This is a genomic window from Sphingomonas arantia (assembly GCF_042682045.1).
GTDB classification, from domain to species: domain Bacteria; phylum Pseudomonadota; class Alphaproteobacteria; order Sphingomonadales; family Sphingomonadaceae; genus Sphingomonas_R; species Sphingomonas_R arantia.
Genome location: NZ_JBHUGS010000005.1, coordinates 391875 through 413002 on the forward strand (window position 1 = coordinate 391875; position 21128 = coordinate 413002).

The window sequence follows — 21128 nt, forward strand, 5'->3', positions numbered from 1 at the left end:
CCCCCCGCCGTCATCCCGGCGAAAGCCGGGATCTCCCTGCGGCGGGGGCCGACCAAGCCACACGAGATCCCGGCCTGCGCCGGGATGACGATGTGGGTTCAAGTTGAACGACCAGTAGGAGCATTCCCATGAAGATCGGCATCATCGGCCTCGGCCGCATGGGCGGCAACATCGCCCGCCGCCTGATGCGCGCCGGCCACGAGGTCGTCGCCTATGACCGCGACGACAAGGCGGTCGCCGCGCTCGCCGCCGACGGTGCAGTCGCGGCGTCCGGGATCGAGGACATGGCGGGCAAGCTCGACAGCCCGCGGATCTTCTGGTCGATGCTCCCCGCCGGCCCGATCACCGAACAGACGGTCGAGACGATCGCCGCACTCTGCGCGCCCGGCGACATCGTGATCGACGGCGGCAACAGCTTCTACAAGGACGACATCCGCCGCGCCAAGGTGCTCGGCGAACAGGGCCTCCATTATGTCGACGTCGGCACGTCCGGCGGCGTCTGGGGCCTCGAACGCGGCTATTGCATGATGATCGGCGGCAGCGACGACGCGGTGCGCCTGCTTGATCCGATCTTCGACGCGCTCGCCCCCGGCCGCGGCGACGTGGTGCCCACCAAGGGCCGCGACACCGGCGACGACCGTGCCGAGCGCGGCTACATCCACGCCGGTCCCGCCGGCGCCGGTCACTTCGTCAAGATGGTCCACAACGGCATCGAATATGGCCTGATGCAGGCCTATGCCGAGGGTTTCGACATCCTGAAGGGCAAGGCATCGGACAAGCTGCCCGAGGACGAGCGCTTCGACCTCAATCTGCCCGACATCGCCGAGGTCTGGCGCCGCGGCAGCGTCATCTCCTCGTGGCTGCTCGACCTGACCGCGATCGGTCTGGCCGGCGACCCGATGCTCGAAGGGTATAGCGGCCATGTCGCCGATTCCGGCGAGGGTCAGTGGACGATCGACGCCGCGATGGAGGAGAAGGTGCCCGCCAACGTGCTGACCGCCGCCCTCTTCGCGCGCTACCGCAGCCGCGTCGACACGACGTTCGGCGACAAGCTGCTCTCCGCGATGCGGTTCGGCTTCGGCGGCCATGTGGAAATGCCGCAATGACCGGTGCAGTCAGCGGGGGGCCGAGCATGCCGGCCGGCGGCACGACCGACACGCCCCCGGCCCCGCCCGCGACCCTGGTCATCTTCGGCGCGCTCGGCGATCTCACCCGCCGGCTGCTCGTGCCGGCGATCGTCAACCTGGTGCGCAGCGGGCTGGTCGGTGACGACTTCAAGATCATCGGCGTCAGCCACCACGACGTCACCGACGATGCGCTCCGCGAACAGCTCGACGATTTCATCGGCAAGGCGGACGGCGAAGGCGGCGCGCACGGCGACAAATCCGGCGCCGGCGACCCCGACTGGCTCAAGCTGCGCGACCGCGTCACCTACCTCCAGGGCGATTTCGAGGACGCCGCGACCTACGCCGCGCTGAAGGACCGCATCGACGGCAACGCCGCCTTCTACCTCGCCACCGCCCCCGGCTTCTTCGGACCGGTGATCGACAGCTTGGGGCAAGCCGGCCTGCTGACCCAGACCGACGACGCGTTCCGCCGAGTGGTGATCGAGAAGCCGTTCGGCCACGACCTGCCATCCGCCCAGGCGCTCGACGAACGCATTCTGAAGCATCTCGACGAGACGCAGATCTACCGGATCGACCATTTTCTCGGCAAGGAAACCGTCCAGAACATCCTCGTCACGCGCTTCGCCAACACGATGGTCGAAGCGGTGTGGAACAATCACCACATCGACCATGTCCAGATCACCGCGGCCGAAACGGTCACGGTCGGCACGCGCGGCAAATTCTACGACGCGACCGGCGCGATGCGCGACATGGTGCCCAACCACCTGTTCCAGCTGCTCGCCATGGTCGGCATGGAACCGCCGAACGACTTCGGGTCGGAGGCGATCCGCAACGAGAAGGCCAAGGTCATCGCCGCGATTCGCGCGCCGAAGCCCGAAGAGGTCGCCGACGTTGCCGTCCGCGGCCGCTACACTGCCGGCCGTGCGGGCGACGCCGACGTTGCCGACTATCGTTCGGAACCGGAGGTCGCGCCCGACAGCCGCACCGAAACCTATGTCGCGCTGAAACTGATGGTCGACAGCTGGCGCTGGGCCGGCGTGCCGTTCTACCTGCGCACCGGCAAGGGGCTGGCGGCGCGCGATACCGAGATCGTCGTCCAGTTCAAACCCGTGCCCTATGCGCAGTTCGCCGGCGTCGATCACAACCGCCTGCCGCCCAACCGCATGGTGATCCAGATCCAGCCGGACGAAGGGCTGAGCATCGAGATCCTCGCCAAGAAGCCCGGCCCGGTGATCGAACCCGCACCGGTCAGCCTCGACTTCGCCTATGCCGATCACTTCAAGCTCGGCCACACGACCGGCTACGAAACCCTGCTCTACGACATGCTGACCGGCGACCAGACTTTGTTTCAGCGCGCCGATCAGATCGAGTCCGGCTGGGAGGCGGTGCAGCCGATCCTCGACGCCTGGGCCGCGGACGGCGAACCCGAACCCTATCCCGCCGGCAGCGACGGCCCCGCCGCCGCCGCGGACCTCCTGACACGCGACGGCCGCGCCTGGCACACAATCGGAAGGCCCGCATGACCCGCCTCTTCATCTCCGACATCGACGGCACTTTGGTCCGAAAGGACAAGGTGCTGACCGAACTGACCGTCGCCGCGATCCGCCGGCTCCGCGCCGCTGGCGTGCCTGTGACGCTGATCAGCGCACGGCCCCCGTCGGGCATGATCGCGCATGCCGAACGGCTGGGCATCGACCTGCCGATGGGTGCCTTCAACGGCGGCACGATCGTGAAGCCGGACGGCACGGTGATCTCCGCCGCACACGTGCCCGCCGATGTTGCGACCGACACGCTCGCCCGGCTGCGCGCGGCGAACATCGACCGCTGGGTGTTCGCGGACGGCAAATGGTATGCCAGCGGCCAGGACAGCCACCACCTTGAGCGCGAACAGGTCGCCGCCGCGATCGACCCGGTTTACACCGACGACTTCGCCGCGATGATCGACCGCATCGACAAGATCGTCGGCGTCAGCGACGACGCGCCGCTGGTCGCACGGGTCGAGGCCGAACTCGTCGCCGCGCACGGCAGCGCCGCGACGATCGCCTGCTCGCAACCCTATTATCTCGACATCACCGCTCTCGCCGCGAACAAGGGCGACGGGGTGGCGGCGTTGGCGGACGCGATCGGCGTTTCGCTCGCCGACGTCACGGTCGCGGGCGACATGCCCAACGACCTGCCGATGTTCGCGCGCGCCGGCCAATCGATCGCGATGGGCCAAGCGCCACAGGCGGTGCGCGACGCTGCAACACGCGTGACGGGGCCGACCGACGAGGACGGGCTGGCCGCCGCGGTCGATGCACTCGCGGAATTGGCCGAACAGCACCGATTGTGATAGGGGCTGCGCCGACGTCCGGCGCATCCGCCGTTTCTCCCCCTGCAAAGGCATCAGACCCGCTTTTATGAAGACCTATAATCCCGATTTTTCCGACCGTCGCAGTGCCGCCGCCGCCGCCAAGACCAAGGCGCTGGAAGCGATGAAGAACAAGGCCGCGCCCGATCCGGCGCTGGTCGCGGAAAAGCTTGCCGCGCAGGAAGCTAAGGAGGCCCTCCAGGCCGAACGCCGCGCCGCCAAGCTGGCCGAAAAGGAAGAGGCCGACGCCATCCGCAAGGCCGAACGCGCCATCCGCGAAGAAGCCGAGAAGAAGGCCGCCGAAGAGGCCCAGATGTCCGAATCCGACCGCAAGGCCGCGCAGAAGGCCGCGCGCGACGCGAAGTACGCCGCTCGAAAGGCGCGCAAGTAACTCGAAAGGGTTAGGTTTACGTCTCGGCCGCGCGCTCGGCCCGAGATCCAACTGAACCCCTCCCCAACACCGTTTGGTTCGAGCTTGTCGAGAACTCCGCGCTGAATTCTCGACAGGCTCGGACCAAACGGGAGGTGTGAGGTTACTCGTGTCCGTGCGGCGCGCCTTGGCTCCATCAAGTCGGCCGGATCGCCGCGGCAAGCACTTGAGTGGGACCACCAAAGCGCCAGCCCCCGTCCCCGCCTCACCCGGCCATCAAATCACCCACCGAAGCTTCGGCCGCCACCGCCGCCGAAGCCACCGCGCGAGATAACCGAACTCCGCGACTGGATCCGCGTCGGCGCCCGCACCGTCGGGTTGAACGCGTTCGACCCGATCCGCGTCCGCCCGCTGACATAGTCGCGCCCGAACGGCACGCCGCCACCGCCATAATAGCTGCCGTAGCGATCGCGATACATCGGCGCGCCGCGATACCCGCCGCCCCCCATGTTGCTCAGCGCCTGACCCACGATGAACCCGGTCAGCAGCGGCGTGAAGAAGCTGCCGTTGTTGCGCGGCACGCATTGGTCGACGCCGTACTGCGCCTCGCAGCTCTGGCGCTGGTCGAACCGCGGCGCGTTCGTCTCGTTCGCCTTCTGCGCATCGGCATAGGCCTTGTCGCATGCCTCGGGCGTCATCTGCGCGTCGGCCTTGCACGCCGCGACCGAGGTGTAACTCGTTGCCTCGACCGGCTTGCCGCCGGGATCGTCGCCGTCGCACGCGGAGAGCGACACGCCCGCCCCCGCCATCAGGGATGTCAGCACGATCGTCCGGGAACGCTTCATCGCTATGGCCTCCTCAGGCCGTCATGCAGGCGGCGTTGAGCACGCCGATGCTGATCGAGATGCTTGCCATATAGACCGCCGCCGCCATTTCGCCGCGTACGATCCGGTCGCTGAAATCGCGCATCACGATCATCCGCACCACGGTGACCGCGACGATCTGGATCACGCCGGCCATCACCGCCCATACGCCGAACTCGACGAGCGAAACGGTATGTTCCAGCGCCGACGCGACCGGCAGGACATAACCGATCAGCGCGCCACCAAGCGTGAGTGCCGCGGCGACGTTGCCCTCGCGGATCAGCGTGCGCTCGTTGTACGGCGTCGCCGCCTGGTAGATCAGCTTGAACGCGATCGTCAGCACGCCCGCCGCCGCGAACGCGATCAGGAATGCCGCCGCACTCGCCCCGAAACCATAATCCTGAAACATCGTCTTCCCCCCGTTTGCCCGTCAGGCCTTGAACGCGTCAGGCCTTGAACTCGCCCAGTTCCAGCGCGACGCCCAGCATGATCTCGAACGACACCTCGCCGGCCTCGCTCTGCTGTTCGATCGCGAGCAGCAGTTCGCGCGCGTCCGGCTCGTCCAGTTCCCGCGCGAACAGCATGCATTTCTGGAAGATCCGCCGGTCGACCACGCCGTCGCGGTCGTCGTGGATATCCTCCCAGAACGTCACCGGATCCTGCACCGGCGCGTCCGGCCCGAACCAGAAGCGCGTATAGTCGGGCAGGCCGGGTGCGGTGAACACCGGCGCCGACAGCCGGCGGATCCACGGCGCGCGTTCCGATCCAGAGCCCGGATAAGCGCTGTCCCACGGCGCGAACAGCGTGACATCGGTCACGTCCTGTCCCGCGCGGTCGGTCGACACCGCCTGGAACATGATGTCGTCCTCGGTGTAGAATCGGTGGACGAAGCTGCCGTCGGTCAGCTCGACCAGGCCCTGCGCCACGATCTGCAACGTATCGCGATCGAACGGGAATTTCAGCGTATCGCCGAACCGCCGCCACGCAAGCGGATCGAGCATCACCGTCCGCCCCAGCGTGACGTTGCGGATCACCGGCAACGCATTCTCCGGCGCCTTGTCGCGGCCGAACAGACGATCGAACATGCAGGAGACTCCAATCCGCCGGGTGCAGGCATAGAACGCGGGGTGAACGAAGCAAAGCCCTTGCCGGGCCACAAGTTGAGTGGGGCAGTTGCGCCACACAGCCACCCGCCCTCCCCACGCACGCCATCCCGGCGAATGCCGGGATCTCCCTTCGGTGAAGCGTCCACCCCAAGCCCGAGGGAGATCCCGGCCTCCGCCGGGATGACGACTGTTTCCAACACAGATCGACCACACCACCCACTACCCCCGCCGCCCGCAACCTCCTATGTACCGGACGACCAAACCGCGGAGCCTGCCCCCATGACCGACACCGCCTGGACCGTCCGCTCGCTGAAGGCGGCACTCGACCGCTGCGCCCCCGTCGCCGACGGGGAATTCAGCGTCCACATGATCGAGGGCAGCGACCCCGTGCTGCTCGTCACCATGCACCAGCACGGCGATCTCGAACTGTTCGTCAATGTCTCGGATGCGCAGATCGCAGCGTCCGTCCTGCTGTGGCCGTGCGACGAGCAGCCTGAGCGCGCGGCGTTCAACGAATATCTGCTCAAGACGCAGAAGCTCGTGCCGCTGTCCAATTTCGGCATCGGCCAGGTCGATGGCCGTGACTATTACGAACTGTTCGGCGAACTCGCCGTCAGCAGTCCGCTCGACACCGTTCTCATCGAATTTCGCATGCTCGCCGAAAACGCGATCGAGGCCGCCGGGCCGCTACGCGAAGCCTTCGTCCCCTCATCGCACTGACCGGAGCAACGTCCATGGCCATCTGGAGTAAATTGTTCACCCTGGGCCGCGCCGGCGCGCACGAAGCGTCGAGCGCGATCGTCGATGCCAACGCGTTGCGCATCCTGGACCAGGAAATCCGCGACGCCGACAACGCGCAGGGCAAGGCCCGCGACGACATGGCCGGCCTCGTCGCGCGCCGCCGCATCCTGGAACAGGAAGTGGCGAGCTTCCGCGCGCAGGTCGAAAAGTACATGGCGTCCGCCAAGGCGGCGATGGACAAGGGCAATATGGACCTCGCCCGCCAGGTGGCGCAGCGGGTCGCCGACCTTGAACAGGATATCGCGCTCAAGACGCCGCAGCTTGAGGCGATGAAGGAAGCCGAAGGCAAGATCCACACCACCATCGCCGCGACCGATCGCAAGATCGAACAGCTCCGCCGCGAGGTCGAGGTGGTGAAGGTGAACGAGAGCGTCCAGAAGGCGCAGGCCTCGGTCGCCACCCGCGGTTCGGGCGCGGGCAACTCGCTCGGCTCCGCCGCCGACAGTCTGGCCCGCATCCGCGAACGCCAGGCGATCCGCGGCGAACGGATCAACGCCGCCAACGAGCTCGAGGACATGCGCACCGGCGCCGACCTCGACGAAAAGCTCCGCCTCGCCGGCATCGCGCCGGGCCAGTCCTCGGCCGACGACGTGCTGGCGCGCTTGTCGGCGCCGAAGTCGGAACCGCTGCGGCTGGAGGCAACGCGCGACACGGACAAGGCGGAGTAGCCTTCCGCCGGCCGGACCCAACCCCTTCCCGTTCGGTTCGAGCCTGTCGAGAACGGCCCCACCCACGCCCCCGGACCGCCGTCCGGTTCGAGCTTGTCGAGAACAGCCTTCTCTTTCGCTAAGAGGGTTCTCGACAGGCTCGAACCGAACGGAAGAAGAGGTGAAGGACACCGAACATGCGCCGCATCCCTCTCGCCCCGCGTCCCGACTGGCAGGCCAAGGCCGACGCGATCGGCTTCGTCTACCACGCCACCGATGGCGCGCCGTACTGGGACGAGACCGCAGCCTATGCCTTCTCGATGACGGAGATCGAGGACGTCCTCGAACCCGCCGCCGAAGAACTGCACCGCATGTGCCTCGACCTGGTCGAGGAGGTCTGCCGCCATGACGCGCTGATGGACCGCCTCGCCATCCCGCGTGAGCAGCGCCAGTTAGTGCGCGACAGCTGGTCACGGCGCGATCCCTCGCTCTACGGCCGGTTCGACTTCGCCTATGACGGCTCCGGCCCGCCCAAGCTCTACGAATATAACGCCGATACGCCGACCGCGGTGTTCGAATGCGCGACCTTCCAGTGGATCTGGCTGGAAGAACGCCTCTCAACCGGCGCGCTCCCGGCCGGAAGCGACCAGTTCAACTCGCTGTTCGAGGCACTCCGCGACCGGTTCAAGGCGATCTTCCCAACCGGCGGCTACGTCCATTTCGCCGCCGAGCCGCAGTCGATCGAGGACCGCCAGACCGTCCGGTTCTTCGAGGATCTCGCCAGCCAGGTCGGGATCGAACCGAAGTTCGTCGCGATGAACGCGATCGGCCTCAACGAAACCGGCCAGTTCGTCGACGATGCCGGCGACGAGATCCAGGCCGCGTTCAAGCTGTACCCGTGGGAGGACATGTTCCGCGAACCCTACGCGCCGAGCCTGACCGGCGCGGGCGTCCGCTGGATCGAACCGGCGTGGAAAGCGATCCTGTCGAACAAGGGCATCCTGCCGCTGCTGTGGGAACGCCACCCCGACCACCCCAACCTCCTCCCCGCCTTCTTCGACGACGACTCCGCGGCCGCGGCATTGGGCGAAGAATATGTCCGCAAGCCACTCCTCTCGCGCGAAGGGGCCAACATCGAACTGGTCCGCGCCGGCGCATCCGAAACCGTCCTCGACGAAGGCTACGGCGCCGAAGGCCACATCCGCCAGGCGCTCTGCATGCCCCCCGAATATGACGGCCGCTACCCGGTGATCGGTGCCTGGATCGTCGGCGACCAGCCCGCCGGCATCGGCATCCGCGAGGACGACCACGCCATCACCCGCAACCTCGCCCGCTTCGTGCCGCACTATATCGAGCCGGCGGAGGCATCGCCAACGCCGTAACGTGCGTCCCGCCCGCGCATAGCAGGCCGATGCTGCTATGCGGGCGACTGGTCGAAGATTGTCAGACCGATCCGGAACCTGACGAAACCCATCGGCTGAGATTGCCAGACGACCCCATGGCCCCCATCATGCGGCATGGCCGTTCATCCCGATCGTCGAACCCTGCTTGCCGGGCTCGCTGCCTCCGGCCTCGTCGCCGGCTGCGCACGGCCCGACCGCGGGCGGGCCGCGGCGACCCCCGGCATTGCCGTCACCATCGACGACTTCGACCTGTCCGACACGCCACTGCTCAGCGGATCGGAGCGCGACGCGGCGATCCTTGCGGCCTTGCGGCGTCACCGGGTGAAGGCGGCCGGGTTCGTCGCCGGCAAATATGTCGACGCCACGGTCGCCCCCCGCGTTCTGACGCGCTGGTCGGACGAGGGGCATATCCTGGGCAACCATAGTTTCTCGCATCGCTATTTCAGCGGGCAGGATCCCGCCGGGCTGATGGCGGACATCCTGCGTTGCGAGCCCCTGCTGTCACGCTACGCCGGCTTTCGCAGGCTTTTCCGTTTCCCCTATCTCGCGGAAGGCAAGACTGCGACCGGGCGCGACGCGATGCGCGCGCTCCTCGATCGCCACCGATATCGCAACGCGCCGGTGACGATCGACACGTCGGACTGGTACATCGACAACCGCTTGAAAGCCCGGCTGGCGGTCGATCCGCACAGCGCGATCGCACCCTATCGGCGCTTCTATCTCGACCATGTGTGGGAACGGGCGACCTTCTACGACGGCCTCGCCCGATCGCTTTTCGGACACTCAATCGATCACACGATCCTGCTGCATCACCGGCTGACGACCGGCCTCTTCCTCGACGACATGCTGGCCATGTTCCGCGCACGGGGCTGGCGGCTCGTCGATGCCGAAACCGCCTTCGCATCGTCGACCCTTGCGTTGAAGCCGGACACCCTGCCAGCCGGGCAGAGCCTCATCTGGTCGCTGGCAAAGGCGGACGGCCGCTTCGCAGGTCAATTGCGCTATCCGGGCGAGGATGGCGATTACGAAGCACCGCGGATGGACGCGCGCGGACTGTAGCATCGCGGGCCGGGCAGGACCGACGCCACCGGTAGAGCAGCGTCCGATCCGGTGATATGCCCGAACCGCCGATCGGCCGCCGCCGGTGCCGAACTCAACAACAGGATACTCCGCCGCATGATCGCCGCCCTCCTGCTTTCGATTCGGCAACTGGGCGACCGGGCGATCCTGCGCGTGCTCGGGCTGTCGCTGCTCGTCACGCTGCTGCTGTTCGCGGCGGTCGGCTATGTGCTGCATACCTTGATCGTCGGCAGCGACAGCTGCGTCGCGGTCGCGTCCTACGAGCTTTGCACGCGCGATCTGGGCACGGTCGGCACGCTGTTGTTCCTGGTCGTTGCGGTCTGGCTGCTGTTTCCGGCCATCGCGATCGGCGTGATCGGTGCCTTTTCGGACGAGATCGTCGCGGCGGTCGAGCGGCGGCACTACCCCGCGGCGGCCACGGCGGCGCGGGCCCCCGGCTGGGCGCGCGGGGCGGCGATGGGGCTGCGGTCGGCGCTCCGGCTACTCGGCTACAATCTGCTCGCCGCGCCGTTCTACATCGTGCTGCTGGTCACCGGGATCGGGCCGCTGCTGCTCGTCGTCGCGGTGAACGGCTTCGCGCTCGGCCGCGACCTGTGGGAGATGGTCGCGGTGCGTCATCTGCCGCCTGCCGCGATTAAGCCCGAACTGGGCGCGACGCGCGGCGTCCGGTTGCCGCTGGGGCTTGTCGCGGCGGTGCTGTTCGTGGTTCCGGTCGTCAACCTGCTGGCGCCCGTGCTGGGTGCCGCGATGGCGACGCATCTGTACCACCGGAGACGGCGATGACCATGACGACCCGGCGGACATTCCATGGCACAGCCGGCGCCTGCGGGGCCGCGCTGCTGCTCGCGCTCGCCGGTTGCGCCACCGCACCGGTCAAGCCCGGCGTGGCGCAGGCGCCGCCGCGCGCGACGGTCATCAACCCGGCGGGGCTGGAACGCGTGATGGGGCGCGATGCCGACGCGGTCGTGGCACTACTCGGCACCCCCGACCAGGACCAGCGCGAGGACCGCGGCCGGCGGCTGCAGTTCGTCGGCCCCGCCTGTGTGCTCGACACCTATCTCTACCCCAAGGGCAACGGCAAACCGGTCGTCACCTGGGTCGACGCCCGCACCCCCGCCGGCGCCGACTACGACCGCGCAGCCTGCCTCGCGATGCTCAGCCGGCAATAGGCGCTAACCCGCCGCGGCGAACACAGCCGCCGCCGCGACCTGCGCATCGTTCGGCGTCTGCCCGGTATAGAGCACGAACTGCTCCAGCGCCTGCAACACCGCGATCTGCTCGCCCGTGATCCGCGCGACGCCGTGCCGCGCCGCTGCGGCGAGCAACGGCGTCTCGACCGGTACCGCGACCGCATCGCACACCAGCACCGCCTGCGCGATCATCGCGTCGGGAAACGCCAGCGCACCCTCGTTCCCGCCGCGCATACCGATCGGCGTCACGTTCACCAGCATGCCGGCCGCTGGCGCATCGTCCAACTCCGCGACCCAGCCGAATCCATATTGCTCAGCCAGCCGCCGCCCGGCGTCCGCGTTGCGCGCCACGATCGTACCCTGCGTCTGCCCCGCATCGCGCAACGCAGCGGCAACCGCCTTCCCCATCCCCCCGCTGCCGCGCAGCAGGAACGGCGTGTCGGCGGTGATCCCGGACCGCGTCACCAGCGTCCGCACCGCGCCATAATCGGTGTTGTACCCGGTCAGGTGCCCGCCATCGTTGACGATCGTGTTGACCGAATCGATCGCCCGCGCCGACGCGTCGAGATCGTCGAGCAGCGTGATCGCCGCCTCCTTGAACGGCATCGACACCGCGCAGCCGCGAATGCCCAGCGCACGGATCCCCGCCATCGCGCCGGCAAGATCGGTGGTCGAAAACGACTTGTAGACCCCGTCGATCCCCATCGCGTCGTACAGGTGATTGTGGAACCGCGACCCGAAATTGCCCGGCCGCGCGGACAGCGACATGCACATCATCGTATCGCGACCGATCGCGGGTTTCATGGGCAGGTCTCCTTCGTCGGTTCGTCGCCGCCTCATCCCGCGTTCCCCGCCAAAATGCAAAGCCGCGTCGCTCCCCGGCGAAGGCCTGGGCCTGGACACCACCGCTTCACCTAGGCCCCGGCCTGCGCCGATGAACGAAGCAACCCACAAACCCACCACCACGCTCGACAACCCCGCCGCGTCCGCCTAGGCGCGATCCCAACCAACGCAGCCACCGGAGACCGCCTTGACCGCCCCAACGCTCGATATTCTCGCGATCGGCAACGCCATCGTCGACGTCATTGCCGCCACCGACGACGCCTTCCTGTCGCAGGAGGGCATGGTGAAGGGCCAGATGCAGCTGATCGACGCGCCGCGCGCCGAAAGCCTCTACGCCGGCATGGGCCCGGGCCGCGAAGTCAGCGGCGGGTCCGCCGCCAACACGCTCGCCGGCGCCGCCATGATGGGCGCATCGTGCGGCTTCATCGGCCAGGTCGCCGACGATCAGCTCGGCGCCGTGTTCGTCCACGACATCCGCGCGCAGGGTATCGCGTTCGACGTCCCCGCGCGCGACGCTTCGGTTCCCACCGGCCGCTGCCTCGTCCTGGTCAGCGAAGACGGCCAGCGCACGATGAACACCTTCCTCGGCGCGGCGCAGTTCCTGCCGACCAACGCCGCGGACCGCACGCTCGTCGAATCGGCCGCCGTGCTGCTGCTCGAAGGCTATCTCTGGGATCCGGCCGAACCGCGCGCCGCGATGCAGGATGCGATCCGCATTGCCCGCGCCGCCGGCCGCAAGGTCGCACTCGGCGTCTCCGCGACGTTCTGCATCCTCAACCACCACGCCGATTTCGTCGCGATGGTCGAGGCCGGCGACATCGACATCCTGTTCGCCAACGAGGAGGAGCTGCTCGCCCTCGCCGCGCTCGACGATTTCGAGGCCGCGGTCGCCAAGATCGCCAAGTCGGTCCCCGTGCTCGTCGTCACCCGCGGCGCGGACGGCGCGATCGCGATCGAAAACGGCACGACCCGTCACGAGGTCGCCGCCGAACCGGTCGACCGGATCGTCGACACGACGGGTGCGGGCGACCTGTTCGCCGCCGGTTTCCTCGCCGGCCAGGCCAAGGGCCGCTCGATCGCCGACAGCCTGACCATGGGCGCCGTCGCCGCCGCCGAAGTCATCAGCCACTACGGCGCGCGCCCCGAAGCCGACCTCAAGACCCTCGTCACCGCCCGCCTGGGCTAAGTCCCGACGCAGGACGAAGACGCAACAAAAAACCCCCTCCCGTTCAGGGGAGGGGGTTTGGGGGTGAGGGCAACGGCACCACCAACACGGCACCGAAGACGAGCGTCACGCCAGCCGGGCCCGTCTAAACGCCTCAAGGTTTCGTGCGTAAGCACGTGATGGCCTAAGTTGCAGGCCGTGCGCGTCGCCTCGGCGCAGTTACAGCGCCACGATCGCGCCAAAGCTGGTCCGGCGATAGGCCGGCCGCATCCCGCAAGACGCTTCTCGTCAGAAAGCAGCAGAGAAACCCTGCGTCCGCTCGCCGACCGTGTCACGTTCGGGCAGCGCCACGCTTATGGCTGAGCCCAGCTGCATCCCATCACCAACCGCTGGTCCGCCCGGTCCGCGCCTCATCACGCGAACCGGGCCACACGCCGGACCTGGCCTTAAAACGTCCCCGGCGTCTTCGGTGCGTCCGGCACCACGTCCAGCCCGCGCGCCACGTGGCTCTTGCGGTAGCCATAGGCGAAGTACAGCAGCAGCCCGACCGCGCCCCACACCGGCAGCACCAACTGCGCGTCGCTCGGCAAGGCGAGGAACAGCCCGACGCAACCCAAGATCGTCAGGATCGCGACCAGCCACACCGCCGGCACGCGGAACGCGCGCTTCACGTTCGGATGCGTCTTGCGCAGCCGCAGCACCGCGATCGCCACCATCAGGAATGCGAACAGCGTGCCCGCATTGGCGATATCGGCCAGCTTGCCGACCGGCAGGAACGCCGCGGCCAGAGTCACGCCGATCCCGGTGATCGCGGTGATGATGTGCGGCGTCTTCCACTTCGGATGGATCGTCGACAGCTTTTCGGGCAGCAGCCCGTCGCGCGACATCACGAAGAACATCCGCGTCTGGCCGAAGATCATGACGAGGATCACCGACGGCAGCGCCAGGAACGCCGCCAGACCGATCAAATTGCCGATCTTCAGATAGCCGATCTCACGCAGCACGTGCGCCAGCGCTTCCTTCGAACACGCCAGCGGCTCGACACCGGCGGCGGTGATCGTGGCGCAGCGTGCAGCCAGTTCGGTCGAACCGGGCGCCAGCCACTGGCCAGCCGCGTTCAGCACCGGCTGCGCGCCCAGCGGCGATCCGATCGCGCCGGATGCCACCAGCATGTAGAAGATCGTGCAGATCGCGAGGCTGCCGAGCAGGCCCAGCGGCACGTTGCGCTGCGGATTCTTGGTCTCCTCCGCCGCGGTCGACACCGCGTCGAACCCGACATAGGCGAAGAAGATCGACGCGGCCGCCCCGATCACGCCCGAACCGCCGGCCCCCATCCAGCCCTGCGGGGCGAACGGTTCGAAATTCTCCATCCGCATCACCGGCAACGCGAGCACGATGAACAGCGTCAGCGCGGTCACCTTGATCCCGACCAGCACCGCGTTCACCTTGGCGCTCTCGCTGGTGCCGATGATCAGCAGGCCCGTGATCGCCAGCGAGATGATCACCGCCGGCAGGTTGATGATCCCCCCGGCATAAGGCCCAGCGATCAGCGACAACGGCATTTCGACGCCGAACCAGCCGCGCATCTGCCCGACGAAATAGCCGGACCACCCGACCGCGACCGCACTGGCCGCCACCGCATATTCCAGGACCAGCGCCCACCCGACCGTCCAGGCGAGCAACTCGCCCAGCGACGCATAGGTATAGGTATAGGCGGAGCCAGACACCGGCACCATCGATGCCAGTTCGGAATAACACAGTGCCGCAACCGCGCAGACCGCGCCCGCGATGATGAAGCTGATCATCATGCCGGGGCCTGCCTTCTGCGCGGCCTCCGACGTCAGCACGAAGATGCCGGTCCCGATGATCGCCCCGACACCCAGCAACGTCAGCTGCAACGCCCCCAGCGATCGGTGCAGCGATTTCCTCTCCGCCGTCGCCAGGATGGCGTCCAGCGACTTAACGCGCCCGAATATCATTCTGCCCAGTCCCCCATAGCCGGTACGCGCGGCTCATCCGCTCCGGCTGAAAGGGGAAAGACTAACCGCTATTCCGCATCGCGCAATAGGCTAAGCATTGCCGCGAAAAGCGTGGCTATTCGGCCACCATCCGGCCAAGCGCCCGCCCGCCGAACAGGTGGACGTGCAGATGCGGCACCTCCTGCCCGCCATGGCTGCCAACATTGGCCAGCAACCGGTATCCCGGCTCGACCAGCCCCTGTTCCCGCGCCACGGTCGCCACCGCGCGCACGAAGCCGGCAATCTCCGCATCGCCGGCGGTCGCGGAGAAATCGTCCCACGATACATAGCGCCCCTTGGGGATCACCAGCACATGCACCGGCGCCTGCGGGGCGATGTCGTGGAACGCCAGCGCATGATCGTCCTCGTACACGCGCTTCGCCGGGATCTCCCCGCGCAGGATCCGCGCGAAGATATTGTCGTCGTCATAGGGCAGCGTCGCATCGATCGGCATGGCGTCAGTCCTCTGTGCGGGCAGCTTTCTCGGCAAGGCCGGACAGGCCCTCGCGGCGGTCGAGTTCGGCCATGACCTCGGCGATCGGCACGCCCGCGTCGGCCAGCAGTACGGCCAGGTGGAAAAGCAGGTCCGCCGCCTCGCCGACCAGTCCGGCGCGGTCGCCCGCAACCGCGGCGATCACCGCTTCGACCGCTTCCTCGCCCACCTTCTGCGCGATCTTGGGTGTGCCCTTGGCGAACAGCCGCGCGACATAGGACGCGTCGGGGTCGCCCCCGCGGCGGGCGGCGATCGTGGCTTCCAGGCGAGCGAGCGTCTCGGTCATGCGTCCACCCTCCCCGCCGCGCCCGCACCCGTCAAGCGTCGCACCGGCAACCCCGCGGCCGCCAGCGACGCCCGCGCGTCCGCGATCGTATGCTGCCCGAAATGAAAGATCGACGCGGCCAGCACCGCGCTCGCATGACCCTCGACCACGCCGTCGACCAGATGGTCGAGCGTACCCACGCCGCCGCTGGCGATCACCGGCACGTTGACCGCGTCGGCAATCGTCCGGGTCAGCGCAAGGTCGTATCCGTCGCGCGTCCCGTCGCGGTCCATCGACGTGACGAGCAGCTCGCCCGCACCCAGCTTGGCCAGCCGCACCGCATGCGCCACCGCGTCGATGCCCGTGCCGCGCCGCCCGCCATGGGTGAAGATCTCCCACCCGTCGCCCGACCGTCGCGCGTCGATCGACCCGACCACGCACTGCGCGCCGAACCGGTCGGCGATCTCCGCCACCAGTTCGGGCCGCTCCACCGCCGCGCTGTTCACCGCGACCTTGTCCGCGCCGGCGAGCAGCAGCGCGCGGGCATCCGCCGCACTGCGCACCCCGCCGCCGACGGTCAGCGGCATGAAACACACCGCCGCCGTCCGCGCGACGACGTCGAGGATCGTTCCGCGCCCTTCGTGGCTCGCGCCAATATCAAGAAAGCACAGCTCGTCCGCGCCCGCGGCGTCATAGACGCGCGCCTGCGCCACGGGATCGCCCGCGTCCGCGAGGTCGACGAAATTCACCCCCTTCACCACGCGCCCGTTGGCGACGTCGAGACACGGAATGATGCGCGTGCGGACGGTCATGACAGAAAGCCCTCCCCCCCACGGGGGGAGGGTTGGGTGGGGGGCGTGGCTTGGGCTGACGTAGCCAACCGACGCTCCACCCAGAAAAGCCCCCCACCCCGGCCCTCCCCCCGTGGGGGGGAGGGACCAGAAGACGCTAGCCGTACCCCCGCGGAGGCGGGGATCCAGATCGGAGCGCGGAACTGGACCCCCGCCTGCGCGGGGGTACGGAGCGGAACCATCACGCCCGCCCGACCCTGAGCGCCTCGCCCAGATCGAGCCGCCCGTCGTACAGCGCGCGCCCGGTGATCACGCCCTCGATCCCCTCCGACGCCAGCCGCGCCAGCGCGAGCACGTCGCCGATATCGGTCACGCCCCCGCTCGCGATCACCGGGATGCGCGTCTTGCGGGCGAGCGCCACCGTCGCCTCGATATTACACCCGCGCATCATCCCGTCGCGCCCGACATCGGTGAACAGCAGCGACGCCACCCCCGCATCGCGGAACCGCTCGGCCATCTCGACCACCGGCACGTCGGAAACGTCTGCCCAGCCGCGCGTCGCGACCATGCCGTCGCGTGCATCCACCGCCACCACGATCCGCCCCGGCAGATCGCGCGCCGCCGCCCGGACCAGTTCCGGGTCCTCCAGCGCCGCGGTGCCGATCACCACCCGCTCGACACCCAGCGCCAGCCAGCGGTCGATCCCCGCCCGGTCACGGATGCCGCCACCCAGCTGAACCTTGCCCGGAAACGCCGCGACGATCGCCTCGACCGCCTGCGCATTCACCGCCTTGCCCGCGAACGCGCCGTCGAGGTCGACGACATGCACCCAGTCCGCCCCCGCCGCAGCGAACGCTTCCGCCTGCTGCGCCGGGTCGTCGCCGTATACCGTGGCGCGGTCCATATCGCCCTCGGCCAGCCGCACGACCTGGCCCTGCTTCAGGTCGATCGCCGGGAAAATGATGATGCTCAAGGCCGCCACTCCAGAAAACGCGACAGGAACGCCAGCCCGTAGGACTGGCTCTTTTCAGGATGGAACTGCACGCCGATCACCGTGTCGCGCGCCACGGCGGCGGTGACCGGCCCGCCATGCTGCGTCTTCGCGAGCACGTCGGCGGCATCGTCCGCATCGAAGCGGTAGCCGTGCAGGAAATACGCCTCGCCCGGGCTCAGCATCGCATGCGGCCGCGCCGGCACGACGTCGTTCCAGCCCATGTGCGGCACCCGCGCCGCCGCGCTCGGCACCATCGCCGACACGCTGCCCGGGATCCAACCGAGCCCGGCATGGACGCCGTGCTCCTCGCCCTGCGTCGCGAGCAGCTGCATCCCCACGCACACGCCCAGGAACGGCACGCCGCGCGTCTGCACCGCCGCCGCCATCGCCTGCTCCATCCCGTCGATCGCGCGCAACGCGCCGATGCACGCGCCGAACGCGCCGACGCCCGGCAACACGATCCGGTCCGCCGCCGCCACGACATCGGTGTCCGCGGTCACGACCAGATCGTCGCACCCCGCCGCGCGCAACGCATTCTCCACCGAGCGCAGATTGCCCGCGCCATAATCGATCAGCGCCAGCGTCACGCCTGCAAACCCTCGTACCCGTCGCCGACCATCGTCGCGCGGAACTCGGTCACGGCGTAGGTCGCCACGCCAGCCGTCGCGAACGGATCGGTCTTCACCAGTTCCTCGATCAGCGTGCGCTCGCCCAGCGCCAGGATCACGCCGCCGGTCCGCGGGATCTGCCGCCCCGCCGCCACGAACACGCCGGCGGCAAAGCCCTGCTTCAACCACGCGACATGCGCGTCCATCTCGGCGTCCACCGCCTCCAGCGGCGCCACGTACGTCAGCGTCAGCACGAACATCGACAAGTCTCCCAGCGGTCAGATGCCGCCCAGCGTACCCTTGGTGCTCGGCACCTGATCGGCCTTGCGCGGGTCCACCTCCACCGCGAAGCGCAGCGCGCGCGCCGCCGCCTTGAAGATGCTTTCGACGATATGGTGGTTGTTGCGCCCGTATAGCGTCTCGACGTGCAGCGTGATGCCCGCCGTCTGCGCCAGCGAATGGAAGAAATGCTCGAACAGCTCGGTGTCGAAATCGCCGAGCTTGGCCTGCGAGAACTCCGCCCGCCACACCATGAACGGCCGGCCGGAAATGTCGATCGCGACCCGGCTCAGCGTCTCGTCCATCGGCGCATAGGCGTGGCCGTAACGCTGGATGCCCTTGCGGTCGCCCAGCGCGCGGGTCAGCGCCTCGCCGATCGCCAGGCCGGCGTCCTCGGTCGTGTGATGCTGGTCGATGTGCAGGTCGCCGGTCGCCGCGACGTCGATGTCGATCAGCGAATGGCGCGACAACTGCTCCAGCATATGGTCGAGAAACCCGATGCCGGTGCGGCAGTGATAGATGCCGGTCCCGTCGAGGTTCAACGTGACGCGGATCTCGGTTTCGCTGGTCTTGCGGTGGACGGTGGCTGTGCGCATGCCGCCGCTATAGCGCAGCGTCGCCCCCACGCAACGCTTGACCCCGCCGCGCCCCGCGTTCACCTAGCGAGCCATGACCGAGACCTCGCCCGACAGCCTGATTCCCTATGACGAGATCGTCCAGGAGGCGTTGCGCGCCGTGGTCGGCCGCGTGCTGGGTGAGGTCGAACGCGGCGGCGGCCTGCCCGGCGAGCATCATTTCTACATCACGTTCAAGACGCATGCGGCCGGCGTCGACATCCCGCGCCACCTGATCGAACGATTCCCGGACGAAATGACGATCGTCATCCAGAACCGCTACTGGGACCTGATCGTCCGCCCCGACGAGTTCGAGGTCGGCCTGTCCTTCAACCAGATCGCCTCGCGCCTGGTCATCCCGTTCGCGGCGATCACCGGCTTCGTCGACCCCGCCGTCAACTTCGCGCTCCAGTTCCAGGCGCAGGCCGACGACGACGCCGTCGAACAGACCCCAGCCGGCAACGACACCCCGATCGCCGAACCGATCGAAGACGGCAGCAACGTCGTGTCCGTGGACTTCACGCGGAAGAAATAAGGCCGGACTGAAGGGGCAAACTCTTCACGGGGTCTGCGCTCGAGGGAGGCGTATCCCGGACTTGATCCGGGATCCAGGGTCACAAGGACCGCCGCCCGACCGTTCGGCTCCCGCGCCGTGGCGCCCGTCACGTCATAAAATGCAACCCAAGCCGCCCCCGCGCGCTTGTCCGTCATGACCAGCCAGACCCGCACCGAAACCGACAGCTTCGGCCCGCTCGAAGTTCACGCCGACCGCTACTGGGGTGCCCAGACCGAGCGATCGATCGCCAACTTCCCGTTCGGCGCGCAGGAACGCATGCCGATCGGCATCGTCCACGGCCTCGCGCTGGTGAAGCAGGCCGCCGCCCGCGTGAACCGGCTTCACGGCCTCGACGCAAAGGTCGCTGATGCGATCGAATCCGCCGCGGCCGAGATCGTCGCCGGCAAGCTCGACCAGGAATTCCCGCTCGTCATCTGGCAGACGGGTTCCGGCACGCAGTCGAACATGAACGTCAACGAGGTGATCGCCGGCCGCGCCAACGAGGTGCTCACCGGCACCCGCGGCGGCAAGAGCCCGGTCCACCCGAACGACCACGTCAACCAGGGCCAGTCGTCGAACGACAGCTTCCCGACCGCGCTTCACATCGCCGCGGCGCGCGCAGTCCACGACGCACTGCTTCCCGCCCTCCGCGCGCTGCACGCCGAACTGTCGGGCAAGGCGCAGGCGTGGGACGCGATCGTCAAGATCGGCCGCACGCATCTCCAGGACGCGACCCCGCTCACGCTCGGCGACGAATTTTCGGGCTATGCGCAGCAGATCGCCGACGGCATCGCGCGCATCGAAGGCGTCCAGCCGCGGCTCTACCGCCTTGCGCAGGGCGGCACCGCGGTCGGCACCGGGCTCAACGCACCGGCCAATTTCGGTCCCGCAGTCGCGGCGGAGCTCGCGGAACTGACCGGCCTGCCGTTCGAAACCGCTCCGAACAAGTTCGAGGCGCTCGCCAGCCACGACACGCTCGTCGAGCTGTCCGGTGTGCTGAGCGTGCTCGCGGTGTCGCTGTCGAAGATCGCCAACGACATCCGCCTGCTCGGCTCCGGCCCGCGCTGCGGCCTGGGCGAACTGCACCTGCCCGAGAACGAGCCCGGCAGTTCGATCATGCCCGGCAAGGTCAACCCGACGCAGTGCGAGATGCTGACGATGGTCGCCGCCCAGGTGATGGGCAACCACATGGCCGCCACGATCGGCGGGCTCCAGGGTCATCTCGAACTCAACGTCTTCAAGCCACTGATCGGCGCCGCCGTCTTGCGCTCGATCGACCTGCTCAGCGTCGGCATGGACAGTTTCCGCCTCCGCGCGCTCGAAGGTCTCGAACCCGATCGCGACCGCATCGCCGCGCTGCTCGACCGTTCGCTCATGCTGGTCACCGCACTCGCCCCCGAGATCGGCTACGACAACGCCGCCAAGATCGCCAAGACCGCGCATCACGAGGGCCAGACCTTGCGCGAGGCTGCGCTGGCGTCGGGGCTGGTCGATGCGGAAACGTTCGACCGCGTCGTGCGGGCGGAGACGATGCTGGGGCGGTAATTGACCCGGCGAGGGACTGC

25 protein-coding genes are annotated in these 21128 nt (G+C 68.2%); 13 read left to right on the top strand and 12 right to left on the bottom strand.

Features of this window, described 5'->3' with window-relative positions; translation table 11 throughout:
* The first annotated feature begins 128 nt into the window (after positions 1–128).
* From gnd to ACFSGX_RS16925, 4 genes are all read left to right on the top strand, one after another.
* Positions 129–1106 carry a phosphogluconate dehydrogenase (NAD(+)-dependent, decarboxylating) gene (gene gnd, locus ACFSGX_RS16910; protein WP_380931470.1) on the top strand — a complete coding sequence of 326 codons (978 nt, stop codon included), beginning with the start codon at positions 129–131 and terminating at the stop codon, positions 1104–1106.
* The gene (gene zwf, locus ACFSGX_RS16915; RefSeq protein WP_380931471.1) at positions 1103–2650 is read left to right on the top strand and encodes a glucose-6-phosphate dehydrogenase; all 1548 of its coding nucleotides are present in this window, start codon (positions 1103–1105) and stop codon (positions 2648–2650) included. Before gnd ends, zwf begins: the two co-directional genes overlap by 4 nt.
* A complete protein-coding gene (locus ACFSGX_RS16920) occupies positions 2647–3459 on the top strand; it encodes a Cof-type HAD-IIB family hydrolase (RefSeq protein ID WP_380931472.1) in 813 nt (270 codons plus the stop codon). Before zwf ends, ACFSGX_RS16920 begins: the two co-directional genes overlap by 4 nt.
* Before the next feature lie 67 nt (positions 3460–3526).
* Positions 3527–3868, top strand: a complete 342-nt coding sequence (locus ACFSGX_RS16925; protein WP_157176028.1) for a DUF6481 family protein — start codon at positions 3527–3529, stop codon at positions 3866–3868.
* 260 nt (positions 3869–4128) lie between these two features.
* Here the strand turns inward: ACFSGX_RS16925 and ACFSGX_RS16930 are convergent, their stop codons facing one another.
* The 3 genes from ACFSGX_RS16930 to ACFSGX_RS16940 are packed head-to-tail and all read right to left on the bottom strand — an operon-like array spanning position 4129 to position 5795.
* Positions 4129–4692: a DUF1190 domain-containing protein gene (locus ACFSGX_RS16930; RefSeq protein ID WP_380931473.1), complete on the bottom strand. Its 564-nt coding sequence runs from the start codon at positions 4690–4692 to the stop codon at positions 4129–4131.
* Between the two features lie 13 nt (positions 4693–4705).
* Positions 4706–5119, bottom strand: coding sequence for a DUF350 domain-containing protein (locus ACFSGX_RS16935; RefSeq protein ID WP_380931474.1), 414 nt, complete (start codon positions 5117–5119; stop codon positions 4706–4708).
* A gap of 37 nt (positions 5120–5156) precedes the next feature.
* Positions 5157–5795 carry a DUF2491 family protein gene (locus ACFSGX_RS16940; protein WP_380931475.1) on the bottom strand — a complete coding sequence of 213 codons (639 nt, stop codon included), beginning with the start codon at positions 5793–5795 and terminating at the stop codon, positions 5157–5159.
* A gap of 300 nt (positions 5796–6095) precedes the next feature.
* On the opposite strand from ACFSGX_RS16940, the gene ACFSGX_RS16945 reads away from it, so the two are divergent.
* The 6 genes from ACFSGX_RS16945 (at position 6096) to ACFSGX_RS16970 (ending at position 10916) form a co-directional block, all read left to right on the top strand.
* Complete coding sequence (locus ACFSGX_RS16945) at positions 6096–6536, top strand: YjfI family protein (RefSeq protein ID WP_380931476.1); 441 nt, start codon at positions 6096–6098, stop codon at positions 6534–6536.
* 14 nt (positions 6537–6550) lie between these two features.
* On the top strand, positions 6551–7285 hold the full coding sequence (locus ACFSGX_RS16950; protein WP_380931477.1) for a PspA/IM30 family protein: 735 nt from the start codon (positions 6551–6553) through the stop codon (positions 7283–7285).
* Positions 7286–7461: 176 nt separating this feature from the next.
* Complete coding sequence (locus tag ACFSGX_RS16955; protein WP_380931478.1) at positions 7462–8646, top strand: glutathionylspermidine synthase family protein; 1185 nt, start codon at positions 7462–7464, stop codon at positions 8644–8646.
* Positions 8647–8781: 135 nt separating this feature from the next.
* Positions 8782–9726, top strand: a complete 945-nt coding sequence (locus ACFSGX_RS16960) for a polysaccharide deacetylase family protein (protein WP_380931479.1) — start codon at positions 8782–8784, stop codon at positions 9724–9726.
* Positions 9727–9843: 117 nt separating this feature from the next.
* Positions 9844–10530, top strand: a complete 687-nt coding sequence (locus ACFSGX_RS16965; protein ID WP_380931480.1) for an EI24 domain-containing protein — start codon at positions 9844–9846, stop codon at positions 10528–10530.
* Positions 10527–10916: a hypothetical protein gene (locus tag ACFSGX_RS16970; RefSeq protein ID WP_380931481.1), complete on the top strand. Its 390-nt coding sequence runs from the start codon at positions 10527–10529 to the stop codon at positions 10914–10916. The genes ACFSGX_RS16965 and ACFSGX_RS16970 overlap by 4 nt, the downstream gene beginning before the upstream one ends.
* A gap of 3 nt (positions 10917–10919) precedes the next feature.
* On the opposite strand, the gene ACFSGX_RS16975 is transcribed toward ACFSGX_RS16970, so the two are convergent.
* Positions 10920–11741 (bottom strand): shikimate 5-dehydrogenase, encoded by an 822-nt coding sequence (locus ACFSGX_RS16975; protein ID WP_380931482.1) that lies wholly within the window; start codon positions 11739–11741, stop codon positions 10920–10922.
* A 226-nt stretch (positions 11742–11967) separates the two neighbouring features.
* Here ACFSGX_RS16975 and ACFSGX_RS16980 point away from each other — a divergent pair, with 226 nt between their 5' ends.
* Positions 11968–12966, top strand: coding sequence for an adenosine kinase (locus ACFSGX_RS16980; protein ID WP_380931483.1), 999 nt, complete (start codon positions 11968–11970; stop codon positions 12964–12966).
* A gap of 425 nt (positions 12967–13391) precedes the next feature.
* On the opposite strand, the gene ACFSGX_RS16985 is transcribed toward ACFSGX_RS16980, so the two are convergent.
* The 8 genes from ACFSGX_RS16985 to hisB all read right to left on the bottom strand — a co-directional run bounded on the left by ACFSGX_RS16985 (position 13392) and on the right by hisB (position 18989).
* Entirely contained in the window at positions 13392–14924 is a 1533-nt protein-coding gene (locus ACFSGX_RS16985; RefSeq protein WP_380931484.1) for an amino acid permease, read from the bottom strand.
* Positions 14925–15039: 115 nt separating this feature from the next.
* Positions 15040–15417, bottom strand: coding sequence for a histidine triad nucleotide-binding protein (locus ACFSGX_RS16990; protein ID WP_380931485.1), 378 nt, complete (start codon positions 15415–15417; stop codon positions 15040–15042).
* A gap of 4 nt (positions 15418–15421) precedes the next feature.
* On the bottom strand, positions 15422–15742 hold the full coding sequence (locus ACFSGX_RS16995; RefSeq protein WP_380931486.1) for a phosphoribosyl-ATP diphosphatase: 321 nt from the start codon (positions 15740–15742) through the stop codon (positions 15422–15424).
* A complete protein-coding gene (gene hisF / locus ACFSGX_RS17000; RefSeq protein ID WP_380931487.1) occupies positions 15739–16533 on the bottom strand; it encodes an imidazole glycerol phosphate synthase subunit HisF in 795 nt (264 codons plus the stop codon). Before hisF ends, ACFSGX_RS16995 begins: the two co-directional genes overlap by 4 nt.
* Before the next feature lie 220 nt (positions 16534–16753).
* Positions 16754–17485 carry a 1-(5-phosphoribosyl)-5-[(5-phosphoribosylamino)methylideneamino]imidazole-4-carboxamide isomerase gene (gene hisA / locus ACFSGX_RS17005; RefSeq protein WP_380931488.1) on the bottom strand — a complete coding sequence of 244 codons (732 nt, stop codon included), beginning with the start codon at positions 17483–17485 and terminating at the stop codon, positions 16754–16756.
* Positions 17482–18093, bottom strand: a complete 612-nt coding sequence (hisH, locus tag ACFSGX_RS17010) for an imidazole glycerol phosphate synthase subunit HisH (protein WP_380931489.1) — start codon at positions 18091–18093, stop codon at positions 17482–17484. The genes hisA and hisH overlap by 4 nt, the downstream gene beginning before the upstream one ends.
* Positions 18090–18374 carry a YciI family protein gene (locus ACFSGX_RS17015; protein WP_380931490.1) on the bottom strand — a complete coding sequence of 95 codons (285 nt, stop codon included), beginning with the start codon at positions 18372–18374 and terminating at the stop codon, positions 18090–18092. Before ACFSGX_RS17015 ends, hisH begins: the two co-directional genes overlap by 4 nt.
* An 18-nt stretch (positions 18375–18392) precedes the next feature.
* Positions 18393–18989, bottom strand: coding sequence for an imidazoleglycerol-phosphate dehydratase HisB (hisB, locus tag ACFSGX_RS17020; protein ID WP_380931491.1), 597 nt, complete (start codon positions 18987–18989; stop codon positions 18393–18395).
* Between the two features lie 73 nt (positions 18990–19062).
* Here hisB and ACFSGX_RS17025 point away from each other — a divergent pair, with 73 nt between their 5' ends.
* Together ACFSGX_RS17025 and fumC are read left to right on the top strand one after the other, a co-directional pair.
* On the top strand, positions 19063–19542 hold the full coding sequence (locus ACFSGX_RS17025) for an SspB family protein (protein WP_380931492.1): 480 nt from the start codon (positions 19063–19065) through the stop codon (positions 19540–19542).
* A gap of 174 nt (positions 19543–19716) precedes the next feature.
* Positions 19717–21108 carry a class II fumarate hydratase gene (gene fumC, locus ACFSGX_RS17030; protein WP_380931493.1) on the top strand — a complete coding sequence of 464 codons (1392 nt, stop codon included), beginning with the start codon at positions 19717–19719 and terminating at the stop codon, positions 21106–21108.
* The last annotated feature ends 20 nt before the right edge of the window (positions 21109–21128 follow it).